This window comes from Nocardia halotolerans, assembly GCF_042650145.1.
Lineage (GTDB): Bacteria > Actinomycetota > Actinomycetes > Mycobacteriales > Mycobacteriaceae > Nocardia > Nocardia halotolerans.
The window spans coordinates 95,145-115,587 of sequence record NZ_JBHSDL010000038.1; the positions used below are offsets into that span (position 1 = coordinate 95,145).

The window sequence follows — 20,443 nt, forward strand, 5'->3', positions numbered from 1 at the left end:
ATCCACGATACAGCCGTGTGCGCAAGTGATCGACGCGCCGATGAGCAGAATGCATGATTCACAGGGGACTTGCGCTGTCATACTGCGTTGTATGACCAGTCGCGAACCCGGCGCCGTGACACTCGACGCCACCGATGCGCGGCTGCTGCGCGAACTGATCGCCAACCCCCGCGCCACCGGTGTGGAACTGGCCGCCCGCCTCGGCCTCTCGCGTAACACGGTGCAGGCCCGGTTGGCGCGCTGGGACAGTGGCGGCGTGCTCGGCAGCTTCGAGCGGCGGGTCGACCCGCGAGCCCTCGGCTATCCGCTGGCGGCGTTCGTCGCGGTGGTCGTCGACCAGCATCAGCTCGACGCCGTGGTCGCCGAACTGGCCCGCGTTCCCGAGGTCACCGAGGTGTGCGGCATGACCGGCGCCACCGACCTCACCGTCCGCATCGTCGCCCGCGACGCCGACGACCTCTACCGCATCGCCGGCCAGATCCTGAAGATCCCCGGCGTGGAACGCACCAACATGGCCCTGGTCATGCGCGAACTCGTCGGCCCCCGCACCGCACCCCTGCTCGACCGGCTCGCGGGCCCGGCCTGACCCGCGCATCCGGTCCCAGCCGGTTGTGCAGCGCAGTCTCGACCCCGAAGCTGGTCCGGTCGGGTGTCGGCGAGCGAAGGCGGCGGACAGCGAGGCCGGCGATGCGGGCCGGTACGAATCGCGTCGGGCCGAGACACTCCGCTCAGTGGCCGGCCGGTAGGAAGCGGCGGACGGTGAGGCCGGCGACCAGGGCCCAGAAGGCGCCGCCGATACCGAAGAAGGTGGTGCCGGAGGCGGCTACGAGGAAGGTGACCAGGGCCGATATCCGGTGTTCGGAGTCGCTGAGGGCGCCGGTGAGCGCGGCGGCGAGGGTGGCCAGCAGGGCCAGGCCCGCGACGGTTTCCAGGGTGCCCGCGGGGGCGGCGGCGATGAAGGTGACCAGGGCGGCAGAGGCGAGGCCGAGCACGAGGTAGGTGGCGCCCGCGGTGGCCGCGGCGATCCAGCGGCGTTTCGGGTCGGCGCAGGCGCTGGGTGCGGCGGAGAGCGCGGCGCTGATCGCGGCCAGGTTGATCGCGTGGCCACCGGCCCCGGCGCCGAGGATGGTGCCGACGCCGGTGACGAGCATCGAGGCGCGCCACGGGACCCGGAAGTCGAACGAACGCATCACCGCGACGCCCGGAATGTTCTGCGAGGCCATGGTGACGATGTAGAGCGGAACCGCGATGCCGACGACCGCCTGCCAATGCCACTGCGGTGCGGTCCATTCCACTGTCGGCACCATGGCGGACAGGTCGAGGTGCCGGTTGTCGACCGCGATGTCGATGCCGGTGCCGACGGCCGCGGTAACGAAGGCGACCAGCACCGCCCACTTCGGCGCGAACCGTTGCAACACCAGCCACACCACGATCACCGGCACCACCACGGCCGGCGAGGTCCGCAGGGCCTGCACCGGCGCCAGGCACAACGGGACCAGCACACCCGCCAGCATCGCCTGCGCGATCGGCACCGGAATCGCCGCGACCAGCGAACCGAGCCGGTGCCACAGCCCGGTGATCACGATCAGCACCCCGGTCACCACGAAAGCCGCGACCGCGCCGGCCCAGCCGCCCGCGACCGATCCGGTACTCACCAGCAGCGCCGCACCGGGCGTCGACCAGGCCAGTGTGATCGGGATGCGGTACCGGAAGCTCAGCAGCAGAATGCCCAGGCCCTGCGTGAGACACAGCACCAGCAGCCCCGAAGCCGCCTGCGCCGGACTCGCCCCCACCGCCCGCAACCCACTCAGCACCACCGCGAACGAACTCGTGAACCCGACCAGTGCGGTGATCGTCCCCGCCCCGAGCGGCTGGGCGAGCCCCGCCGGTTCGTCGTCGATATCGGGCGGAGAAGTGGTGGAGACCTGCGGCATTGTGCAGATATTGCCCGAGCCGGTCCTGGGTGTCGCCTGCCAGTCTCGCAAAACTGGCCTGATTCCGGGTTCGCTGAGATGGGACCAGTAGTACCGACCGGACCTGCCCGGCCGTGCAGCTCGATGCGCACCGTGCCAGCCCGCGAATCGGCGGGCAACCGAGCTCGGGCGGGCGGTCACTGCGCAGCGCTGGCTGGGCCTGCTCTGCGGCGCTCGCGGTGTGAAGTCGGGGACGCGGTGCGGCGTTTCGGTGTTCGGGTCCAGTTGGTGCGAGGTGGTGCGTAGGGTGGCGGGATCGTGGGTTCGCAGGTGGCGCGGTCGGGAGGAGCTGAAGGTGAGCGCGGTGTTGATCTCCGCTGTGGAACTTCGGGAGAAGCTGGCGGCCGGCGGGATTCGGCTGCTGGATGTGCGGTGGGCGCTGGGTGACCCGGATGGGCCACAGCACTATCTCGACGGGCATGTTCCCGGGGCGGTGTTCGTCGACCTGGAGACCGAGCTGGCCGCCGCACCCGCACCCGCGCGGGGCAGGCACCCGCTGCCCGAGCCCCGCGCGTTCGAGAAATGCGCTCGCAGTTGGGGTCTCAACGACGGTGAGCCGGTGGTGGTCTATGACGCCACCGGCGGGATGGCGGCGGCGCGGGCGTGGTGGTTGCTGCGCTGGGCGGGCGTGGCCGAGGTCCGCATCCTCGACGGCGGCCTGCCCGCCTGGATCGCCGCCGGCGGCGAGCTCGCGACCGGCGCGGAATCCGATCCGGCGCCGGGTGATCTGGTGGTGCGCCCGGGCGCGCTGCCGGTGATCGACGCCGACACCGCGGCGAAATGGCCCGGAATGCTGCTCGACGCCAGGGCAGGGGAGCGTTACCGCGGGGAGGTCGAACCGGTAGACCCGCGCGCCGGACACATTCCCGGTGCGGTGAGCGCCCCCACCGCCGAGAACCTGGACGAAACCGGTCGCTTCCGCACCCCCGAAGAACTGCGCAGCCGCTTCACCGCATTCGGTCCGGGTCCGGTCGCGGTGTACTGCGGTTCCGGCGTCACCGCTGCCCACCAGATCGCCGCCCTCGCCCACGCGGGCATCGACGCAGCCCTCTACCCGGGCTCCTGGTCGCAGTGGTCGAACGACCCGAAGCGCCCCGTCGCGACGGGCGCCTGACCGCGGCGTATCCGCTGCTGGTGGCCGAGCACGGCGTCTCAGGGGCACCCGCGCGCGATCTCGTGCAATGCGGCATTGTCGGCGGCGGTGATCGGCAGGTCGTAGTCCACCGCGACCGTGAGGTACTTGCCCGCGTAGAAGCAGTGGTTGGCGCGCGCGGGTGGTAGCCATTCGCCGGGTGTGTCGTCACCCTTCGACTGGTTCGTCGAGGCGCCGGTGGCCAGCAGGTTCACCGTGAGATCGTTGGCGAAACGCAGGCGGCGTTCGGCGGTCCAGCCGGCGGCGCCCATGTCCCAGGCCGCGGCCAGCGGGTAGACGTGATCGATCTGGATGCGGCCGCCTTCGGCTTTGCGGAACGGGATGTCGGTGCCGGTGTAGGGGTCGGTGAGGATCCCTTCGACGACCACGCACTGCCCTCGGCGTACCACCTCGCGCAACTGGAGGGCCAGCACATTGTTACGGGTGTCGCAGCCGTCGTGCCCACCGGGCGCATCGGTGTCGTCGGTCCAGGCGGGGCCGAACACGCAGCCCTGACCGGCCTTGCAGCCGCGCTCGTACCCGCCGGGCCGTGGCCGCGCCGCGACGACGCGCACCTGGTCGAGCAGCGCCGCCACCTCGGCCCGCGTCGGACTACCCGGCGCGGGCGGGACCGGCTGATCGGGCCCGAGCACCCCGCATCCGGTACACACGAGCACGAGTACGACCAGCCACCCCAGTTTCCCCATGTACAGGTTGTAGTCCGGGGTACCGACAACTTCGCGCAGCCCGAGGTGGCCGGTGGTGACGACACCTACAGCCAGGCGCGGGCCAGGATTTCGTCGGCGGCGAGCTCGCTGGCCTGCGGTGGGAAGCGGGTGGCCGCGATCGAGGACACCTGCGTGCCGTCGTGGCCGACCAACCAGGATCCACCGCGTTCTTCGCACCCGGCGATCTCGGCGAACACGGTGAGCAGAAAGGTGATGGAATCCCGGGGATCGGCGGTGCGCGCGAGTCGCTGGGATCGGCCCGGCAGGGACAGGTCCAGCCACACGCCGCATTGGCCGTCCAGGCGCATGCCGACGATCTTCGTGGTGTCGATGAACGTGAATTTGCGTCGCTCCCACGGGGTGGTGGGGGTGTAGCTCTGCTCGAGAACCTGGAGCAGAATCGTCATCGCCGTCCTCCGCACACAGACAGGGGGTTCATCGGCCGAGCCGGCGCTTGACCGGTTCGCCTGGGTCGGTAATCGAGTTGTCGCCGGCGGGCACTGTGGCCCGTGACCAGGGAATATCCCAGTATGTTCCGGTTGCGTCCAGAAATCCAGAGGTACGGCGGGCGCGGAGCGTGTCGGTGCCGCCTGCTTGGATGGGTCCATGTTGCACGGTCTGTGGTCCCCGGGTTCGGGTCTGCTGCTGTGGCACGACGGCGAACCGGTCGCGGTGGGTTCGCTGCTGGGCGACGTCCTCGATCGCGCGCGGTTCCGCCACCGCGCGCAGGTGCTCGTCGTCGATGCCGCGGGCGGTACCGACACCGCCGAGGTCCGTGCGCACGCGCTCGCCCCGCCCACGGCGGCCGCGGTGTTGCGCAGCCGGCTGCCTCGCGAGCACATCTCCGGTGACCTGCGTTTCCTCGGTCACGTCGCCCGGGGCATCGAGCGGTGGGTGCGGGCCGGGCGGGTGGTGCCGCAGGTGGAGCGCGGTGACGGGCAGTGGTGGGTGCGCTGGCGGCTGGTCGGTGGGCAGCGGCAGCGGGCCTGGCTGGCCGAACTGGCCACGGCGATGCCCGCCGCGTTGCGTGTCGCGGGCCCGGCGCCCGCCGTCCTCGACGACCTGGTCACCGAACTCACCGATCCGATCGCTCGCGAATATCTCGCCCATGCCCCGATGACGCACCCGCTGCTGGCCGCTCTCGTCGCCGATACTCCCCTCGACCAGGGTTCCTACCGCCTGGCCGAAACCCTCACCCAGTGGCGCGAAGGCTATGCCGCCGATGAACCGGAACTGGTGCTGCGCCTGTGCGAGCCCGACGGCGAGTTCGGCACCGTCGACGAATCGGTGGCGCTGTGGCGGTTGCAGGTCTGCCTGCGTCCGGTCGACGACGCACCGAAACCTGTTGTGCTGGAAGATGATCCGGTGCTGGTGCGGACCGCGGCGGAGAAGCTGGGCCAAGCCCGCAAGGCTTACCCGCGACTGCGCGACCTGCCCACCGACCCACGCGGCCTCGACCTGCTGCTGCCCACCGAAGTGGTCGCCGACCTGGTCGCGCACGGCGCACATGCCCTGCAGGGAGCCGGAATCCGCCTGCTGCTGCCACGCGCCTGGAACATCGCCGAGCCGAGCATGCGGTTGCGGGTGAGCAGCCCGGCCGCCGCTGAATCGACGGTCGGACTCGACGGCTTGCTTTCCTACCGTTGGGAATTGGCGCTGGGCGACCTGGTGCTCACGCCCGCGGAGATGGCACGGCTGGTCAGCAACAAGTCGGATCTGGTGCAGCTGCGCGGTGAATGGGTGCAGGCCGACCATCGCGCGCTGGCCGCCGCGGCCCGCTATGTCGCCCAGCACGCCGACGACAGTCCGGTCACCCTGGCCGACATGATCGGTGAACTCGCCGCCGAACGCGTCGACAATGTGCCGGTCACCGAGGTCACCGCCGAGGGTTGGGCGGCCGAGCTGTTCGCTGGTGCGGCCGAACCCGAACCGGTCGCGGTGCCGATCGGTTTGAAGGCCCAACTGCGCCCGTATCAGGTGCGTGGGCTGAGTTGGCTGGCCACCATGAGCCGGCTGAACTGCGGCGCGATCCTGGCCGACGACATGGGCCTGGGCAAAACGGTGCAGGTCCTCGCGCTGTTGGTGCACGAACGCGAGACCGGGCGCGACATCGGCCCCACCTTGCTGGTGTGCCCGATGTCGGTGGTCGGCAACTGGCAGCGCGAAACCGCGCGCTTCGCCCCTGACCTGCGGGTACTGGTGCACCACGGAGCCGGGCGGCGCACGGGCGCGGAGTTCGCCGCGGCGGTGGCCGACGCGGATGTCGTCGTCACCACCTACGCGTTGCTCGCCCGCGACGCCGCCCTGCTGGGCGAGCAGCAGTGGGAGCGGATCGTGCTCGACGAAGCCCAGCACATCAAGAACGCCGCGACCAGGCAGGCGCGTGCGGCGCGCACGCTGCGAGCCCGGCATCGGCTGGCGCTCACCGGCACCCCGGTGGAGAACCGGCTCGAGGAACTGCGCGCCCTGTTCGACTTCGCCATACCCAAATTGCTCGGCAGCCCACAGGCGTTCCGCGCCAAGTTCGCGGTGCCGATCGAACGTGAACGCGATCAGCAGGCCATCGACCGACTGCGGTTGATCACCGACCCGTTCGTGCTGCGCCGGCTCAAGACCGACCCGACGGTGATCAGTGATCTGCCGGAGAAGCTGGAGATGACGGTGCGGGCCAACCTCACCGTCGAACAGGCTGCCCTGTACCAGGCGGTGGTCGACGACATGCTGGAGAAGCTGAAAGACGCGAAGGGTATGGCGCGCAAGGGCGCGGTGCTCAGCGCGTTGACCCGCCTCAAGCAGGTGTGCAACCATCCCGCGCACTACCTGGGTGACGGTTCGGCGATGCTGCGCCGCGGTGGCCACCGCTCCGGCAAGCTGGCCCTGGTCGAGGATGTGCTCGAGTCGGTGCTGGCCGACGGCGAGAAGGCCCTGCTGTTCACCCAGTTCCGCGAGTTCGGCGACCTGGTCCTGCCGTATCTGACCGAACGTTTCGGCAGCCCCGTTCCGTTCCTGCACGGCGGCGTGCCCAAGCAGCGCCGCGACGACATGGTGACCGGTTTCCAGCGCGCGGACGGTCCACCGCTGATGCTGCTCTCGCTCAAGGCCGGCGGCACCGGCCTGAACCTCACCGCCGCCAACCATGTGATCCACCTGGACCGCTGGTGGAATCCGGCGGTGGAGGATCAGGCCACCGACCGGGCGTTCCGGATCGGCCAGCAGCGCGCGGTGCAGGTCCGCAAGCTCGTCTGTGTCGATACCATCGAGGAACGGATCGACGAAATGATCAGTGGCAAAAAGCAACTGGCCGATCTGGCGGTCGGTGCGGGGGAGAACTGGATCACCGAACTGAGCACCGACGAGCTGCGCGACCTGTTCGCCCTCGGCGCCGAGGCGGTGGGTGACTGATGGCCGACTTCAGCCAGTTCGGCCCGCGTAAACCGGTGCGCGGCGGTGCGCAGGCCCGCGGGGGCTTCGGTCGCACCTGGTGGGGCAAGTCGCTGCTGGACGCGGTGGAGAAGGTGGCCGACGCGGGCAGGCTCTCGCGCGGGCGCACCTACGCCAGGGCGGGCCAGATCGTGAACTACCGCATCGAACGTGGCGCCGTCACCGCCGAGGTGCAGGGCAGCCAGCCCAGCCCGTTCACCTCGGTGCTGACGCTGCGGCCGCTGCGTGACGAGGAAATCGAGCTGCTGCTCGAAGAGATCCGGGCGGCGCCGGGCATGCTCGCCGAGATCGCCTCCGGTGCGTTGCCGCCCGCGCTCGGTCCGCACCTGTTGCCGACCACCGCCTCCGAGCTGGATTTCTCCTGTAGCTGCCCGGACATGGGGTGGCCGTGCAAGCACGTCGCCGCGGTCTGCTTCCTGCTCGCCGAGCGGCTCGACGAACAGCCCGGCGATATCCTCACCCTGCGCGGTCTCGACCTCGACACCCTCATCGGCGGGGTCGGGAAGTCGGCCCGCGCCGAGGATTCCGATGATCCCTACGGTGACGAGCTGGTGCTGCCCGACCTGCCGCGCGTCGAATTCCACCCGGTCATCGAGGATCTCGACGCGATGGCCTTGCGGCGTGCCCTGCGTATGTCGTCCGAGGACGAGCAGACCGCGGCGACCGGGTTACGCGAATTACGTGCGCTCTACACCGAATTCGACAGTTGATTTTGCGTCGACAGATGTGGCGCCACCGTGCCGGAACAGTGGGCAACTCATCGAGGAGAGGTTCAGCGGTTGAACTCAGGCGCTGGAGTCGACGCGGTACACCCGATTCGCATTGCCGCCGAACACTTTCCGCAGCTCCTCGGGTGACGCGCCCGCCTCGGTGAGGACAGTGGCCACCGCCTCGGCCGCCCCGGTGAGGCTGGTGATCGGGCGGTCGATCGGGAAGTTCGAGCCCCAGATCAGGCGGTCGGCGCCGAAAACGGACCAGGCGTGGGTGAGCATCGGGCCGATCCGGTCCACCAGTGTGGCCACGGGCGTCGGCGTGCCGCGTGGCGGGACCGGGTGGCCGAGGATCGGCATCATCAGCCCGCTCACCTTCGCCACCACGGTCGGTTGGGCGGCCAGATCGGTGAGGTCGTCGCGCCAGCGGTCGAACAGGTGCTGCCGTTCGGCGGCGGTGCGGCCGGTGTGTTTGCCCACGGCACCGAAGATGCCCGCCGGGGTGGCGAGATGGTCGAGCACGATCGCGACCTCGGGGAAGCGTTCGGCCAAGGCCGTGACCTCGGGGAGCTGGCCCGAATACACCCAGGCGTCGAAGGAGAGCCCACGTCGCGCCAGCTGCTCGAAACCGTGCAGGAAGGCCGGGGCGGTGAGCGCGCCGTCGTGTGGGGCGAAGGACTTCACGCCCGGGTCCGGGTGGTGGGCGACCATGCTGCGGACACCGTGGAACCGTGGCGACGCGGACTGGTGCGCGTCGAGCACCGCGGCGAAGTCGGTGGCCGCGGGGTCGGCCGAGCCGATGATGGTGGCCAGGGCGGGAGTGTCCACGCCGAAGGGCAGGCTCGCCACCCAGCGGGTTTCGTCGGGACGCCAGCCGTGCCACTCCACCTCGATGTGCACCACCGAGTCCACCGAGGTGTCACCCAGGTCGGCGCGGTAGTCGGCGGGCAGGTAGGCCCGGGTGTAGGCGGTGGGATCACCGACGAACTGGCGGTCGCGTGGCGGTGCCAGCTTCGCGAGCAGGTCGATCGGCAGCGGGAGCAAACGCGACAGGGTGGCCAGCTTGCTGAACGCGCGTGGCGTGGCCCGCGGATCCCACTGGTGAATATGGGCATCGATGATGTCGAGGTCGGTCAGATCCATGCTGTGCGTCCCATCGCCGCCGGCATTCCTTTCGCGAATTGTCACACGACAACGGGTGCGCTGCCCGGTTTCGCCCGCGTCAAACGGTTCGCCGATATTGTCCGCCCACCGCGAAGAAGGCGTCGGTGACCTGCTGCAAAGTACACACCCGCGCCGCTTCCATCAGCACGTCGAAAATATTGCCGTCGGTATGTGCCACCTCGGCCAGCCGGGCCAGCGCGCGCGGCGCGTGTTCGGCGTTCTCGGCCTGAAACCGGCTCAATCGGTCCAGTTGTGCGCGGCGTTCGGCGTCGGTGCCGCGCGCGAGCTCCAGCGGACCGTGCGCGGCGTCGTCCTCGCGTCCGCGGAAGGTGTTCACTCCGATGATGGGCAGCGTTCCGTCGTGTTTGCGCTGCTCATAGCGCATCGATTCGTCTTGGATGCGCCCGCGCTGGTAGCCGGTCTCCATCGCGCCGAGTACCCCGCCGCGTTCGCTGATGCGCTCGAATTCCAGCAGCACCGCTTCCTCGACGAGATCGGTCAGTTCATCGATGATGAAACTGCCCTGCAAGGGGTTCTCGTTCACCGCCAGCCCCCATTCCTTGGCGATGATGAGCTGAATGGCCAGCGCCCGGCGCACCGAATCCTCGGTGGGCGTGGTCACCGCTTCGTCGAAGGCATTGGTGTGCAGGCTGTTGCAGTTGTCATAGACCGCGATCAACGCCTGCAGTGTGGTGCGGATGTCGTTGAACTGCATTTCCTGTGCGTGCAGTGAACGACCGGAGGTCTGCACGTGATACTTCAGTTTCTGCGCGCGTTCGCCCGCGCCGTACCGGTCGCGCATCGCGATCGCCCAGATGCGGCGCGCGACCCGGCCGAGCACCGTGTATTCGGGATCCATGCCGTTGGAGAAGAAGAACGAAAGATTCGGCGCGAACTCGTCGATGGCCAGTCCGCGCGCCAGATACGTTTCCACATAGGTGAATCCGTTGGCCAGGGTGAAGGCGAGCTGGCTGATCGGATTCGCGCCCGCCTCGGCGATGTGATAACCCGAGATCGACACCGAATAGAAATTGCGCACCTCGTTGCGCACGAACCATTCCTGCACGTCGGCCATCATGCGCAGACTGAATTCGGTGGAGAACAGGCAGGTGTTCTGACCCTGGTCCTCTTTGAGGATGTCGGCCTGCACGGTGCCGCGCACGGTGGACAGGGTGCGTGCGCGCACCTCGGCGGCCTCCTGCGCGCTCGGCTCGCGGCCCTCGGCGTCGGTGAAGCGTTGCAGTGCCTGGTCGATGGCGGTGTTGAGGAAGAAGGCCAGGATGGTCGGTGCGGGGCCGTTGATGGTCATCGAGACCGAGGTGGTCGGTGCGCACAGGTCGAAACCGTCGAACAGGGTGCGCATGTCCTCGATGGTGGCCACCGAGACCCCCGAGGTGCCCACCTTGCCGTAGATGTCGGGTCGCTCGGCCGGGTCGTGGCCGTAGAGGGTGACCGAGTCGAAGGCGGTGGACAGCCGGGTGGCTTCGGCATGAGCGCTGAGGACCTTGAAGCGGCGGTTGGTGCGCGCCGGGTCACCCTCGCCGGCGAACATCCGGGCGGGGTCCTCGTTGTCGCGCTTGAACAGGAAAACGCCTGCGGTGAACGGGAATCGGCCGGGGAGGTGCTCGGCGCGCAGAAAACGCAGCAGTTCGCCGTCGTCGGTGTAGCGGGGCAGCGCGACGCGGGGAACGCTGGTGCCCGAGAGGGATTCGCGACGCAGCGGGGTGTGGATCTCGCGGTCGCGGATCTTCACGACCTGTTCGGTGCCGCGGTAGCTCTCGGCCAGAGCGGGCCATTCGGCCAGCAGGGCCGTGGATTCGGGGGAGAGGGCGTCGCGGGCTTCGGTGAGCAGTTCGGCGACCGCCGCATCGCCGGGCAGTTCCTCGTGCACCAGGCGCAGGCGTTGAACGCGTTGTGCCGCAGCGAGTTCGCGGGTGGTGTCGGCGTGGTAGGTGCGTACGGTCTCGGCGATCTCGGCCAGGTACCGGACCCGTGCGGGTGGCACGAGCTGGGCGAAGCGGGTCGAGACCTTGGTGTCCACACGGGGCAGGGCGCCCGGCTCGACGGTCAGTCCGTGTTCGGTCAGCAGGGCGGCGAGGTGCTGATAGAGCGCGGTCACGCCGTCGTCGTCGAAGGTGGCGGCACTGGTGCCGAAGACGGGCATATCGGCTGGGCTGGAACCGAATTCGGCGCGGTTGCGGATCAACTGGCGCGACACATCGCGTACCGCGTCGGCGGCTCCGCGCCGTTCGTACTTGTTCACCGCGACCACATCGGCGTAGTCGAGCATGTCGATCTTCTCGAGCTGGGAGGCGGCGCCGAACTCCGGTGTCATCACGTACAGGGCCACATCGACGTGATCGACGATGCCCGCGTCGCCCTGGCCGATGCCCGGCGTTTCCAGGATCACCAGGTCGTGGCCGGCGGCGCGGCAGGCCGCGATCATGGTGTCGACGTCGTCGGGGAGTTCGTGATTACCGCGGGTGGCCAGCGAACGGAAGTACACGTGCTCGCCGTCGAGGGCATTCATGCGGATGCGGTCGCCGAGCAGGGCGCCGCCGGCCCGTCGGCGGGTGGGGTCCACCGCGAGCACCGCGACGCGCAGCTTGTCCTGCTGGTCGGTGCGCAGTCGGCGTACCAGTTCGTCGGTGAGCGAGGACTTTCCGGAGCCACCGGTGCCGGTGATGCCGAGTACCGGCACCTGCCGTGCGGCGGCCGCCGCCAGGATCGCGGTCCGGTCGGCCTCGGGCAGCGCGCCCTGCTGCAGGCAGGTGATGGTGCGCGCCAGCGCGTTACGGTCGCCGGTGTAGAGCGCGTCGAGGTCGGCGAGCTCATCGGCGCGGTCGGTGTCGCAGACCCGGATGAGCTCGTTGATCATTCCCGGCAGGCCGAGGCGCTGGCCGTCCTCGGGGGAGAAGATCCGCACGCCGCAGCGGCGGAGCCGGTCGATCTCCTCGTCGACGATCACCCCGCCGCCGCCGCCGAAGATCCGCACGTCGCCGGCGCCCGCCTCGCGCAACGACTGGGCCAGGTACTCGAAGAACTCGACGTGGCCGCCCTGATACGAGCTCACCGCCACGCCCTGCACGTCCTCCTCGATCACCGCGTCGACGATCTCGCGCACCGATCGGTTGTGTCCGAGGTGGATCACTTCGGCGCCCTGGGCCTGCAGGATCCGCCGCATGATGTTGATCGCCGCGTCGTGGCCGTCGAACAGGGCCGCCGAGGTGACGAACCGCACCGGATGAACGGGAACGTGCATCGAGTCGCCCATGACCCACCTCTCCACAATTCGGTCGCACGTCCAATACTAGGACGTCAAACTAATTCTAGTCCGCCCACCGCCCCGGCGTCGCGAAAACTCGGCACACCGGTTTCAACCGAAACATCACCGCAGGTCGACATACTCGACCCATGGTTCGCGAACAGCGAGTGACAGTGGCGTTGGAGCGGCTGGTGACCGCCGGGGTGATCAGCGGGGAGCAGCGCGGCGCGGTCCTGCGGGCCGTGCACGAGCAGGAACGGGCCGGACGGGCGAGCGGTGGACGTGTCGCCGCCGAGATCGTGGCCTATGTCGGCGCCGGACTGGTGGCCGCCGGGCTCGGGCTGTTCCTGGGCACGGCCTGGACGCAGGTGGCGCAAACGGGGCGAGTGGTGCTGCTGGCGGTCGTCGCCGGCTGTGCGATCGGCGGTGCGGTGCTGCTGGCCGGCGGGTGCGCCGGGGTCTTCCGGCGGGTGCCGATCGCCTCGGCGGGACGGGTGCGGTTGGCCGCCGTACTGCTCGCGCTGGCCGCCGGCGCGGTGTGCGCGGCCGTCGCCACGGCCGTCGGGCAGGGCCGCGGTGACGACGCGCAATTACCCGCCTCGATCGCCGGGCTACTGGTCGCGGTGCTGGGCTATCTGCTGGTGCCCAGCGTGCTCGGGATGGTCACGGTGGCCGCATTCGGCGTGGCGAGCCTGGTCGAGGCGACCTCGCAGGTGCGTTCGCTCTGGCAAGGGGTGATCCTGCTGTTGTTCGGTGCGCTGTGGTTCGGGCTGGCCTGGCGACGCGTGCTCGTCGCGGACTGGGCGGGCTACGTCATCGGATGGCTGGTGCTGGTACTGGGTGCCCAGTCGCTGACCCTCGGCGAGTCGCCTTGGCGGCCCGCGATCACCGGGCTGGTGGGCGTGGTGTGCTTGGCGCTGTACGTGGGCCGGCGAGAAGCCGCGCTGGTCCTCGGCGGTGGTGCGGCGGTCGCGATCGCGGTGGGTCAGGCGGTGGCCGACTACACCGCGAGCGGACCCGCAGTGGCCAGTGTGGTGCTGGGCGTCGGCGCGGTGGTGCTGACGGTAGGGCTGGTGGTCCTGCTCGCCCGGCCGGGTGCGCGCCCACACAGCTGATTGGCCACGCCCACACGGGCAACGGGTCGGCGCGCACTCAGCGGATGAGGGTCTTCTCCTGTGCGCGGATCGTGCGGAAGAATCGCGGGCCCACATCGGTGCCGTTGTGGTTGTAGCTGTCGATGATCTCGGCCAGTTCGTCGGCCAGGGCGCGCAGGTCGCGACTGGCGGTGACGCGGTCGAACTCGTCGGTTTCCCAGCCCCACTCCGGTGGGATGTCGCCGATGGTGACCACGATCTGATCGGCGAAGGGAGTGCTCACCAGCACGGTGAGCTCGGTGGGGGCGGCCGCGAGCGGGCTGTGCACCGTCACCGTGCCGGGTGTGCTGCTCACCGGGGCGAAGTTGCGGGCGAAGGCGATGTCGTCACGCACCGATTCCACGATCGAGACGGTGCTGGCGTGCCGGCCCGGACGGTGGTGGCGCGAACCGTAGACCCGGTCGGCAGCGAGGCGGGAAGTATTGTCGGCGCCCGCCTTTCGTAGCAACCGGTCGAGCATGCGCTGCGCCGTCGCGCGCTCGCCCGCACCGGTGTTCTCGTGCTCGATCAGTGCGCGCAGGCGGGTGATCCGCAGGAAGTGGTCGCTGCCCATGAGGTGATTGTGCCGTATGCCGGGCTCGGTGGAATGCGTCACAACGGGCGTGCCGTGGCTTCAGATACTCGGACATCCAACTTTACTGTGACGGGCATGAGTGAAGCGGAAGTGCTGTTCGAGGTTCGCGACGGGCTCGGGCTGATCACCCTGAACCGGCCACGCGCGATCAACGCGCTCAACCACTCGATGAGCCTGGCCATCACCGCGGCCTTGCGGTCCTGGGCGACGGATCCGGCCATCCGCACCGTCGCGATCGTCGGTGCGGGGGAGCGGGGCCTGTGCGCGGGCGGTGACATCGTCGCCATCCACCGCGACGCCAAGGCCATCAACGACGGCGGCCCGGGCGCCCCCGCGCCCCTCGGCACCGCGGCGGCCGCGTTCTGGCGGGACGAATACCTGCTCAACGAGCTGATCGACAGCTACCCGAAGCCGTATGTGGCCGTGATGGACGGCATCGTGATGGGCGGCGGGGTCGGTGTCTCGGCGCACGGCAGCCACCGCATCGTCACCGAGCGCTCCCAGATCGGCATGCCGGAAGTGGGCATCGGCTTCGTTCCCGATGTGGGCGGCACCTACCTGCTCTCGCACGCTCCCGGTGAGCTGGGCACCCACGTCGCGCTCACCACCGCGCGCATGGGCGCCGGCGACGCCATCGCGGCCGGTTTCGCCGACACCTTCGTGCCCGCGGCCGACCTGCCCGCCCTGCTGGACGCGCTGCGTACCACCCCGGCCGACGAGGCGATCGCCCGATTCGCCACTGCCGCACCCGAATCCGAGCTCGCCGCCCAGCGGGACTGGATCGACCCCTGCTACGCCGCCGACACCGTCGAAGGCATCGTCGATGCCCTGCGCGCCGCCGACTCCCCGGAAGCGACCAAGGCCGCCGAGGACCTGCTGGCCAAGTCGCCGCGCGCGCTCAAAGCCACCCTGCGTGCCCTGCGCGAAGCCCGCGACCGCACCCTCGCCGAGGCGCTGCAGGTCGAATTCCGGATCACCGTGGCCGCGCTGAGCACCCACGATCTGGCCGAGGGCATCCGCGCCCAGGTGATCGACAAGGACCGCTCGCCGCGCTGGTCACCCGCCACCCTCGACGAGGTCACCGCCGCCCAGGTCGACGCCTACTTCGCCCCGCTCGGCGCGCACGAACTCGGGCTGCCAGCCTGATCGGTGCGTCCCCGTCATCGGCACAGCTCCGGGCCGGACACAGGTACGGCGCACCGGTGGCGGGACGGCTCGGTAGGGTCGGCACCATCCGTGACCGTTGATTGACAAGAGGGTGGCCGTGACCGAATTCGAGACGATTCTGCTGGAACGCAAGGGTGGCAGCGACGGTAAGGGCGTGGTCGGCCAGATCACGCTGAACCGGCCCAAGGCGCTCAACGCCCTCAACGCCCAGGTCCTCGACGATGTGATCGCCGCGCTCGACGAACTCGACCGCGACACGTCGGTCGGCGCCGTGGTGATCACCGGCTCGGAGAAGGCGTTCGCGGCCGGCGCCGACATCAAGGAGATGGCGCCCAAGTCCTACATGGACATGTTCCTGGCCGACTTCTTCGCCCGCTGGGACCGCCTCGCCAACTTCCGCAAGCCCACCATCGCCGCCGTCTCCGGCTACGCCCTCGGCGGCGGGTGCGAGCTGGCGATGCTGTGCGACATCCTGATCGCCGCCGACACCGCCAAGTTCGGTCAGCCCGAGATCAAGCTCGGCGTGATTCCCGGCATCGGCGGCTCGCAGCGGCTCACCCGCGCGATCGGCAAGGCCAAGGCGATGGACCTGATCCTCACCGGCCGCAACATGGGCGCCGAGGAGGCCGAACGGGCCGGTCTGGTCTCGCGCATCGTGCCCGCCGACGAACTGCTCGACACCGCGCTCGAAGTGGCCCAGACCATCGCCTCGATGTCGCTGCCGGTCGCCATGATCGCCAAGGAAGCGGTGAACCGCTCGTTCGAGACCACCCTCACCGAGGGCCTGCTCTTCGAGCGCCGGGTGTTCCACTCGCTGTTCGCCACCGACGATCAGAAGGAAGGTATGGCCGCCTTCGTCGAGAAGCGCCCGCCGAACTTCACCAACAGCTGATCCGGGCTATCTCGCGGGCAGTGACCCGTCGATGAACTGGACAGTAGTCGGCGCGGTGCCCTGCCCAGGGGACCGCGCCGCGGAATCGTGAGTGCTGAGCAGCCCGGCGACGGTGCCCCCGAGGGTGGCCGTCACCGCGACCGCCACGAGAAGTTTTCGGCGACCCGGGCGCGGTGGCGTGATCGCGGTGGCGCCGGCACGCAGCCGTGGCATCCGCAACCGGGTCGGACGGCGCGCGGCGAGCAGCACGGCGCCACGGGCCGAAACATATTCCGGCTCCGGGTCGTAGACGATCGGTAAGCCGAGTTGCGCGGCGAGCGCGGCGCGCAATGTCGGGTTGCGGGTGCACCCGCCCAGCAGTACCAGCGCACCCGGGCGCACCCCGGTCTCCGCGATCATCTGGCGCACGAACATGGCCGAATTGTGCAGCCCCGTCTCACACAGCTCGGCCAGATCGCTGCGCGTCACCACCGCGCGTTCGCCGGTGTCGGCATCGGTGGCGGTCACCACCCGGGCCTGGCTCAGCGATTCACGGTGGGTGCGGCTGGTGCGCGCGTCGGCCAGGACTCCGCCGCGGGCCAGTTGGCGGCGCAGCAGCGTGTCGTAGGCGTCACCGCTGAGCACGGTGCTGTGGGTGCTCGCCAGGATGGTGTCGGTGCGGCAGTCGGCCTGGGTCAGGGTCAGACCGGAGCTGCCGAGGTCGTAGAGCAGCACCGAATCGGTAGCCGGCAGCAGACCGGCGAAGCGCAGGTATCGCAACTGGGCCAGTGGTTCGTCGACGATGCCGACCGACGGGCCGGCCGCCGCGCGGATCGCGTCGGCGTGTGTTTCGGTGCGGCAGGTGACCAGCGTGGCGGAGACGCATTCGTCGCGCGCGAGCGCGGCCACGCGCATCCGGCGGATGGCCGTCAGTACCGATTCCTGCACCGACGCCCCGGCGCGGCGGGCCACGCGCACTCGGTCCAGCGGCGGGAGGTCGGGCCGGTCGCTGTGGTTGAGCACAGCACGAGCACCGCCCGCACCCGCCGATACCCCCAGGACCAGCACCATGAGCTACATGGTGGACCTTTTCGCGCTACCTGCCAAGCGAGTCGGCGGGCGATTCGCCGCCGGAGCCCGAAACCGCCTGGAATGCGAGGTTTTCCGGATCATCGGCGGCGAAGTCGCCCGCCGCGTGGCGGAACTGGGTCAGCAGCCGCAGCAGTTGCCTGCCGTCGCCCGGTGGCAGTCCCGGCTCGGCGAACACCTCGGCATTGAGTGCCTTCGTCGCCGCGTGCACCGACTTGCGGCCGGCTGCGGTGATCTCGATCAGGGTGGCGCGCCGGTCGCTGGGGTGCGGCACCCGCACCACCAGGCCCGCCGCCTCGAGCCGGTCGACGGCATTGGTGACGCTGGTCGGATGCACCTGCAGCCGCGCGCTGGCCTTGGCCATCGGCAGCGCGCCGGTGCGGCTGAAGCTGAGCAGTTGCAGCAGCTCATAGCGGGAAAAGGTGAGCCCAGACGGTTTGAGCGCCTCGTCCACCCGGGCCATCACGATCTGCTGCGCCCGCACCAGGGAGGTGACCAGGGCCATCCCGTCGGCCACCGAACCCCACCCGTGCTCCACCCACTGCCGGTGCGCCTCGGCGATGGGGTCCTGGGGAAGCGGTCTTGGCCGTGACATGGTTCCGATCATTCCACGACCGGCGAGTGCGGCTCGGTCAGCGCCGGTGAGCCGGGGCCGAGCAGATCTTCCAGGTGCCGTCTTCCTTGGTCAGGTGCTCCTGTGTGCTGTCCTCGGTGGTGGGTTCCTCACCCGCCACCGAGAGGGTGAGCTGACCGGTCACCGTGGCCTCGGCGTCGTCACCGCTGATGACGATGTCGCGCACGTCGTCGATGCGCGCCGTCACCGAGGCGATGTCGAACTGCTGGCGCTGTTCGGGGGTGAGATGGTCGATCTCGTCGCGATCGGCCCGACAGGCCAACTGCGCGGCGGCGATGAACCCTTCATCGTTGAGGGTGTCGTAGAAGTCGCGCACGGCGACCTCGATCTTCTTGTCGTCGGCGGACCAGGGAGCGTGCCCCTGCACGGTCAGCACCACCCCGGCGACCAACGCACCGATCACCATCAGCCCGAGCACACCGAGTGCCACGAACAGCCCGGTACGGCTCTTCTTCGGCGGTTGTGGCGGAAAAGCCTCGGCTCCTGGCGGCGGCCCCGCCGGGGGAGTACCGGGCGGCGTGCCCGGCGGCTGCGCTCCGAAGGATTGCCCCTCGGGTGGATTCGTCATAGCCCGCTCCTGCTGTCACCGGGGCGGCTGGCCCCGAAACCGTGTGGAACCGTGCGTATCGAGCCTGTTCGAGAAACAAACGAGGCCCCGACCGAACGGACGGGACCTCGAACTGCTGTGCCCTCGGCAGGATTCGAACCTGCGGCCTTCTGCTCCGGAGGCAGACGCTCTATCCCCTGAGCTACGAGGGCGGGATAGGTGCCGGTCGCTGTGCGGCGATCGGGCAAGCAAGAGCGTATCGCATGGAGTGCGGTGCGCCAAAAACGGTGCCGGACCGGGCGGTTGACCCGGTCCGGCAGCGTGTTCGTACGCCGACCTCAGCCGAAGGGCAGGGGGTCCGCGCCGCGGTCCGCGAGCATGGTGGTGATCAGCTCGGATTCACCCGCCTGGGTGGTGGACATGGTGGCGGCGAGGGTGCGTACCTCGGTGGTCGTGGCGTGCTCGGCGGCGTAGTCGAGCATCGGCACACCGCCCTGGTGGTGGCGCAGCATCAGCTGCAGGAACATCGTGTCCAGGGCCGGGCCGGTGGACTCGCGCAGCGCGGTCATCTCCTCCTGGCTCGCCATCCCCGGCATCTGCTGGACCGGGCCCGTCATCGTGTGGCCGGCCGCGGCGGTGCCGCCGTGACCGTGCGCACCGGAGCCGTGGTCCTCGACCATCCAGCCCATGTAGCCGTCGATGTTCTGGTTCGGCTCACCCCACAGCTGCAACCAGCCCTGCATGCGGCCGATCTGGTTCTGCTGGGTGGTCAGGATGTCGTAGGCGAGGCGGCGCACATCGTTGTCGGTGGAGGCGATCAGCGCCACCCCGGCCATGTCGACGGCCTGGTGGTGGTGGGCGGACATGTCCTGGTTGAAGCCGATGTCGACGGGGCCGGGCGCGGGTTTCTCGGTCTCGTCCAGCGGCATCCGCAGCAGGACGCCGGCCACGGCGCCGAGCAGCAGCAATCCGATGGCGCCCAGCACCAGCACTGCGCCGGTCGGGCGCTTGGGGGCCGGCTCGGCCGCGTTGTCCTCGACGACGGTTTCGGTGCTCATCACTGGCCCGCGGGCATGGGGATGTTCGGCATGCCGGGCAGGCCTGCGCCGCCGAGTTCGGCCGGGTCGGGGGTCAGGCCCGCGCCGTCCATGGGGACGGCTTCGGGACCGTAGGGCGAGGCGTCGAACGGCGGCGGGTTGTTCGCGTCGAAGATCGGGTTCGAGCAGCTCGCGCCGACCTCGGGGTAGGCGTAGGGGTTCTCGCGCAGGGCGGAGATGAACTGCTTGATCCGCGCGTCGTCGGCCGATTCCAGCTTCAGCTGGTGGCCCCACGACTGCAGCGCGATCGGCGAATCCAGGCCCGGGTAGGGCGACATCATCGAGAACTGGCGGCCCTTGACGAAGTTCGACAGCGTCTCCACGCCCGCGGCGTCGACCTTGTCGGGGTTGTAGGCGATCCAGATCGCGCCGTGCTCGAGTGAGTGCACGGCGTTCTCCATGCGGATCGGCTTGGCGTACACGGTGCCCGTACAGTTCGCCCAGGCCGCGTCGTGCGGGCCGCCGTAGGCGGGGGACTTGTCGTAGGCCACGCGTTGTTCGGGGGTCACGTGCAGACCGGCCGGGTACTCCTGGGTGACCACGCCCTCGATCTGGGCCGAGGGGTCCTTGTTCTCCGCGGTCGGCACCCATTCCTTCAGATCGGTCTGGGCTTCCCGGATGGCGGCCTGGTCCATGTACTTGGGGACCAGGTTGTAGGCCAGCAGACCGATCAGCGCGACGATGGCCACACCGGCGCCGATCAGGGCCCAGGGGGTCTCGCGCTTCTTACCGGGAAGCTTGCCCTTGCCCGTCTTGCGGGACGGAGACGACTTCCCCGCGGCCCGGACGGCCTTGGCTGATGTGGCGCTTGTCCTGCTCGGCATCGCTCGTTGTGCTCTTTCGACGTATGGATCGGTGGCGTTCGTGGCGGGCGGTCGTGGTTGCGAGGCGCCCAGC

Annotated in this window: 18 protein-coding genes and 1 tRNA gene; 7 read left to right on the forward strand and 12 right to left on the reverse strand. The window is 69.6% G+C overall.

Going from position 1 to position 20,443, the window contains the following annotated elements; genetic code table 11:
* Positions 1–91 precede the first annotated feature (91 nt).
* Complete coding sequence (locus ACFO5K_RS26500; protein ID WP_378568506.1) at positions 92–586, forward strand: Lrp/AsnC family transcriptional regulator; 495 nt, start codon at positions 92–94, stop codon at positions 584–586.
* 142 nt (positions 587–728) lie between these two features.
* Here the strand turns inward: ACFO5K_RS26500 and ACFO5K_RS26505 are convergent, their stop codons facing one another.
* Entirely contained in the window at positions 729–1,934 is a 1,206-nt protein-coding gene (locus ACFO5K_RS26505) for a benzoate/H(+) symporter BenE family transporter (RefSeq protein WP_378568508.1), read from the reverse strand.
* Positions 1,935–2,268: 334 nt separating this feature from the next.
* Between ACFO5K_RS26505 and ACFO5K_RS26510 the strand changes: the two genes are divergently transcribed.
* Entirely contained in the window at positions 2,269–3,087 is an 819-nt protein-coding gene (locus ACFO5K_RS26510) for a sulfurtransferase (protein ID WP_378568510.1), read from the forward strand.
* Between the two features lie 38 nt (positions 3,088–3,125).
* Here ACFO5K_RS26510 and ACFO5K_RS26515 read toward each other — a convergent pair whose 3' ends face one another.
* Both ACFO5K_RS26515 and ACFO5K_RS26520 read right to left on the reverse strand, forming a co-directional pair.
* Positions 3,126–3,812 carry an HNH endonuclease family protein gene (locus ACFO5K_RS26515; protein ID WP_378568512.1) on the reverse strand — a complete coding sequence of 229 codons (687 nt, stop codon included), beginning with the start codon at positions 3,810–3,812 and terminating at the stop codon, positions 3,126–3,128.
* Between the two features lie 65 nt (positions 3,813–3,877).
* Positions 3,878–4,240, reverse strand: coding sequence for a hypothetical protein (locus ACFO5K_RS26520; protein WP_378568514.1), 363 nt, complete (start codon positions 4,238–4,240; stop codon positions 3,878–3,880).
* Positions 4,241–4,439: 199 nt separating this feature from the next.
* Between ACFO5K_RS26520 and ACFO5K_RS26525 the strand changes: the two genes are divergently transcribed.
* Together ACFO5K_RS26525 and ACFO5K_RS26530 are read left to right on the forward strand one after the other, a co-directional pair.
* Positions 4,440–7,235, forward strand: coding sequence for a DEAD/DEAH box helicase (locus tag ACFO5K_RS26525; RefSeq protein WP_378568516.1), 2,796 nt, complete (start codon positions 4,440–4,442; stop codon positions 7,233–7,235).
* On the forward strand, positions 7,235–7,984 hold the full coding sequence (locus ACFO5K_RS26530; RefSeq protein WP_378568518.1) for an SWIM zinc finger family protein: 750 nt from the start codon (positions 7,235–7,237) through the stop codon (positions 7,982–7,984). The genes ACFO5K_RS26525 and ACFO5K_RS26530 overlap by 1 nt, the downstream gene beginning before the upstream one ends.
* Before the next feature lie 75 nt (positions 7,985–8,059).
* Here the strand turns inward: ACFO5K_RS26530 and ACFO5K_RS26535 are convergent, their stop codons facing one another.
* Both ACFO5K_RS26535 and icmF read right to left on the reverse strand, forming a co-directional pair.
* The gene (locus tag ACFO5K_RS26535; RefSeq protein ID WP_378568519.1) at positions 8,060–9,127 is read right to left on the reverse strand and encodes an amidohydrolase family protein; all 1,068 of its coding nucleotides are present in this window, start codon (positions 9,125–9,127) and stop codon (positions 8,060–8,062) included.
* A gap of 79 nt (positions 9,128–9,206) precedes the next feature.
* A complete protein-coding gene (gene icmF, locus ACFO5K_RS26540) occupies positions 9,207–12,422 on the reverse strand; it encodes a fused isobutyryl-CoA mutase/GTPase IcmF (RefSeq protein ID WP_378568521.1) in 3,216 nt (1,071 codons plus the stop codon).
* Between the two features lie 140 nt (positions 12,423–12,562).
* On the opposite strand from icmF, the gene ACFO5K_RS26545 reads away from it, so the two are divergent.
* On the forward strand, positions 12,563–13,528 hold the full coding sequence (locus ACFO5K_RS26545; RefSeq protein WP_378568523.1) for a DUF2157 domain-containing protein: 966 nt from the start codon (positions 12,563–12,565) through the stop codon (positions 13,526–13,528).
* 37 nt (positions 13,529–13,565) lie between these two features.
* Here the strand turns inward: ACFO5K_RS26545 and ACFO5K_RS26550 are convergent, their stop codons facing one another.
* Entirely contained in the window at positions 13,566–14,120 is a 555-nt protein-coding gene (locus tag ACFO5K_RS26550) for a hypothetical protein (protein ID WP_378568525.1), read from the reverse strand.
* Positions 14,121–14,216: 96 nt separating this feature from the next.
* On the opposite strand from ACFO5K_RS26550, the gene ACFO5K_RS26555 reads away from it, so the two are divergent.
* Together ACFO5K_RS26555 and ACFO5K_RS26560 are read left to right on the forward strand one after the other, a co-directional pair.
* The gene (locus tag ACFO5K_RS26555; protein ID WP_378568527.1) at positions 14,217–15,287 is read left to right on the forward strand and encodes an enoyl-CoA hydratase/isomerase family protein; all 1,071 of its coding nucleotides are present in this window, start codon (positions 14,217–14,219) and stop codon (positions 15,285–15,287) included.
* A 118-nt stretch (positions 15,288–15,405) separates the two neighbouring features.
* Positions 15,406–16,200 carry an enoyl-CoA hydratase gene (locus tag ACFO5K_RS26560; RefSeq protein WP_378568529.1) on the forward strand — a complete coding sequence of 265 codons (795 nt, stop codon included), beginning with the start codon at positions 15,406–15,408 and terminating at the stop codon, positions 16,198–16,200.
* Between the two features lie 6 nt (positions 16,201–16,206).
* Here ACFO5K_RS26560 and ACFO5K_RS26565 read toward each other — a convergent pair whose 3' ends face one another.
* The 6 genes from ACFO5K_RS26565 to ACFO5K_RS26590 form a co-directional block, all read right to left on the reverse strand.
* Positions 16,207–17,250 (reverse strand): hypothetical protein, encoded by a 1,044-nt coding sequence (locus ACFO5K_RS26565; RefSeq protein ID WP_378568531.1) that lies wholly within the window; start codon positions 17,248–17,250, stop codon positions 16,207–16,209.
* A gap of 25 nt (positions 17,251–17,275) precedes the next feature.
* On the reverse strand, positions 17,276–17,863 hold the full coding sequence (locus tag ACFO5K_RS26570) for a MarR family winged helix-turn-helix transcriptional regulator (RefSeq protein WP_378568533.1): 588 nt from the start codon (positions 17,861–17,863) through the stop codon (positions 17,276–17,278).
* Positions 17,864–17,900: 37 nt separating this feature from the next.
* The gene (locus tag ACFO5K_RS26575; RefSeq protein WP_378568535.1) at positions 17,901–18,470 is read right to left on the reverse strand and encodes an Rv0361 family membrane protein; all 570 of its coding nucleotides are present in this window, start codon (positions 18,468–18,470) and stop codon (positions 17,901–17,903) included.
* Between the two features lie 118 nt (positions 18,471–18,588).
* Positions 18,589–18,661 (reverse strand) — tRNA-Arg (locus tag ACFO5K_RS26580).
* A gap of 126 nt (positions 18,662–18,787) precedes the next feature.
* Positions 18,788–19,507 (reverse strand): DUF305 domain-containing protein, encoded by a 720-nt coding sequence (locus ACFO5K_RS26585; protein WP_378568537.1) that lies wholly within the window; start codon positions 19,505–19,507, stop codon positions 18,788–18,790.
* A complete protein-coding gene (locus tag ACFO5K_RS26590) occupies positions 19,507–20,370 on the reverse strand; it encodes a DUF3105 domain-containing protein (protein WP_378568539.1) in 864 nt (287 codons plus the stop codon). Before ACFO5K_RS26590 ends, ACFO5K_RS26585 begins: the two co-directional genes overlap by 1 nt.
* Positions 20,371–20,443: the final 73 nt, after the last annotated feature.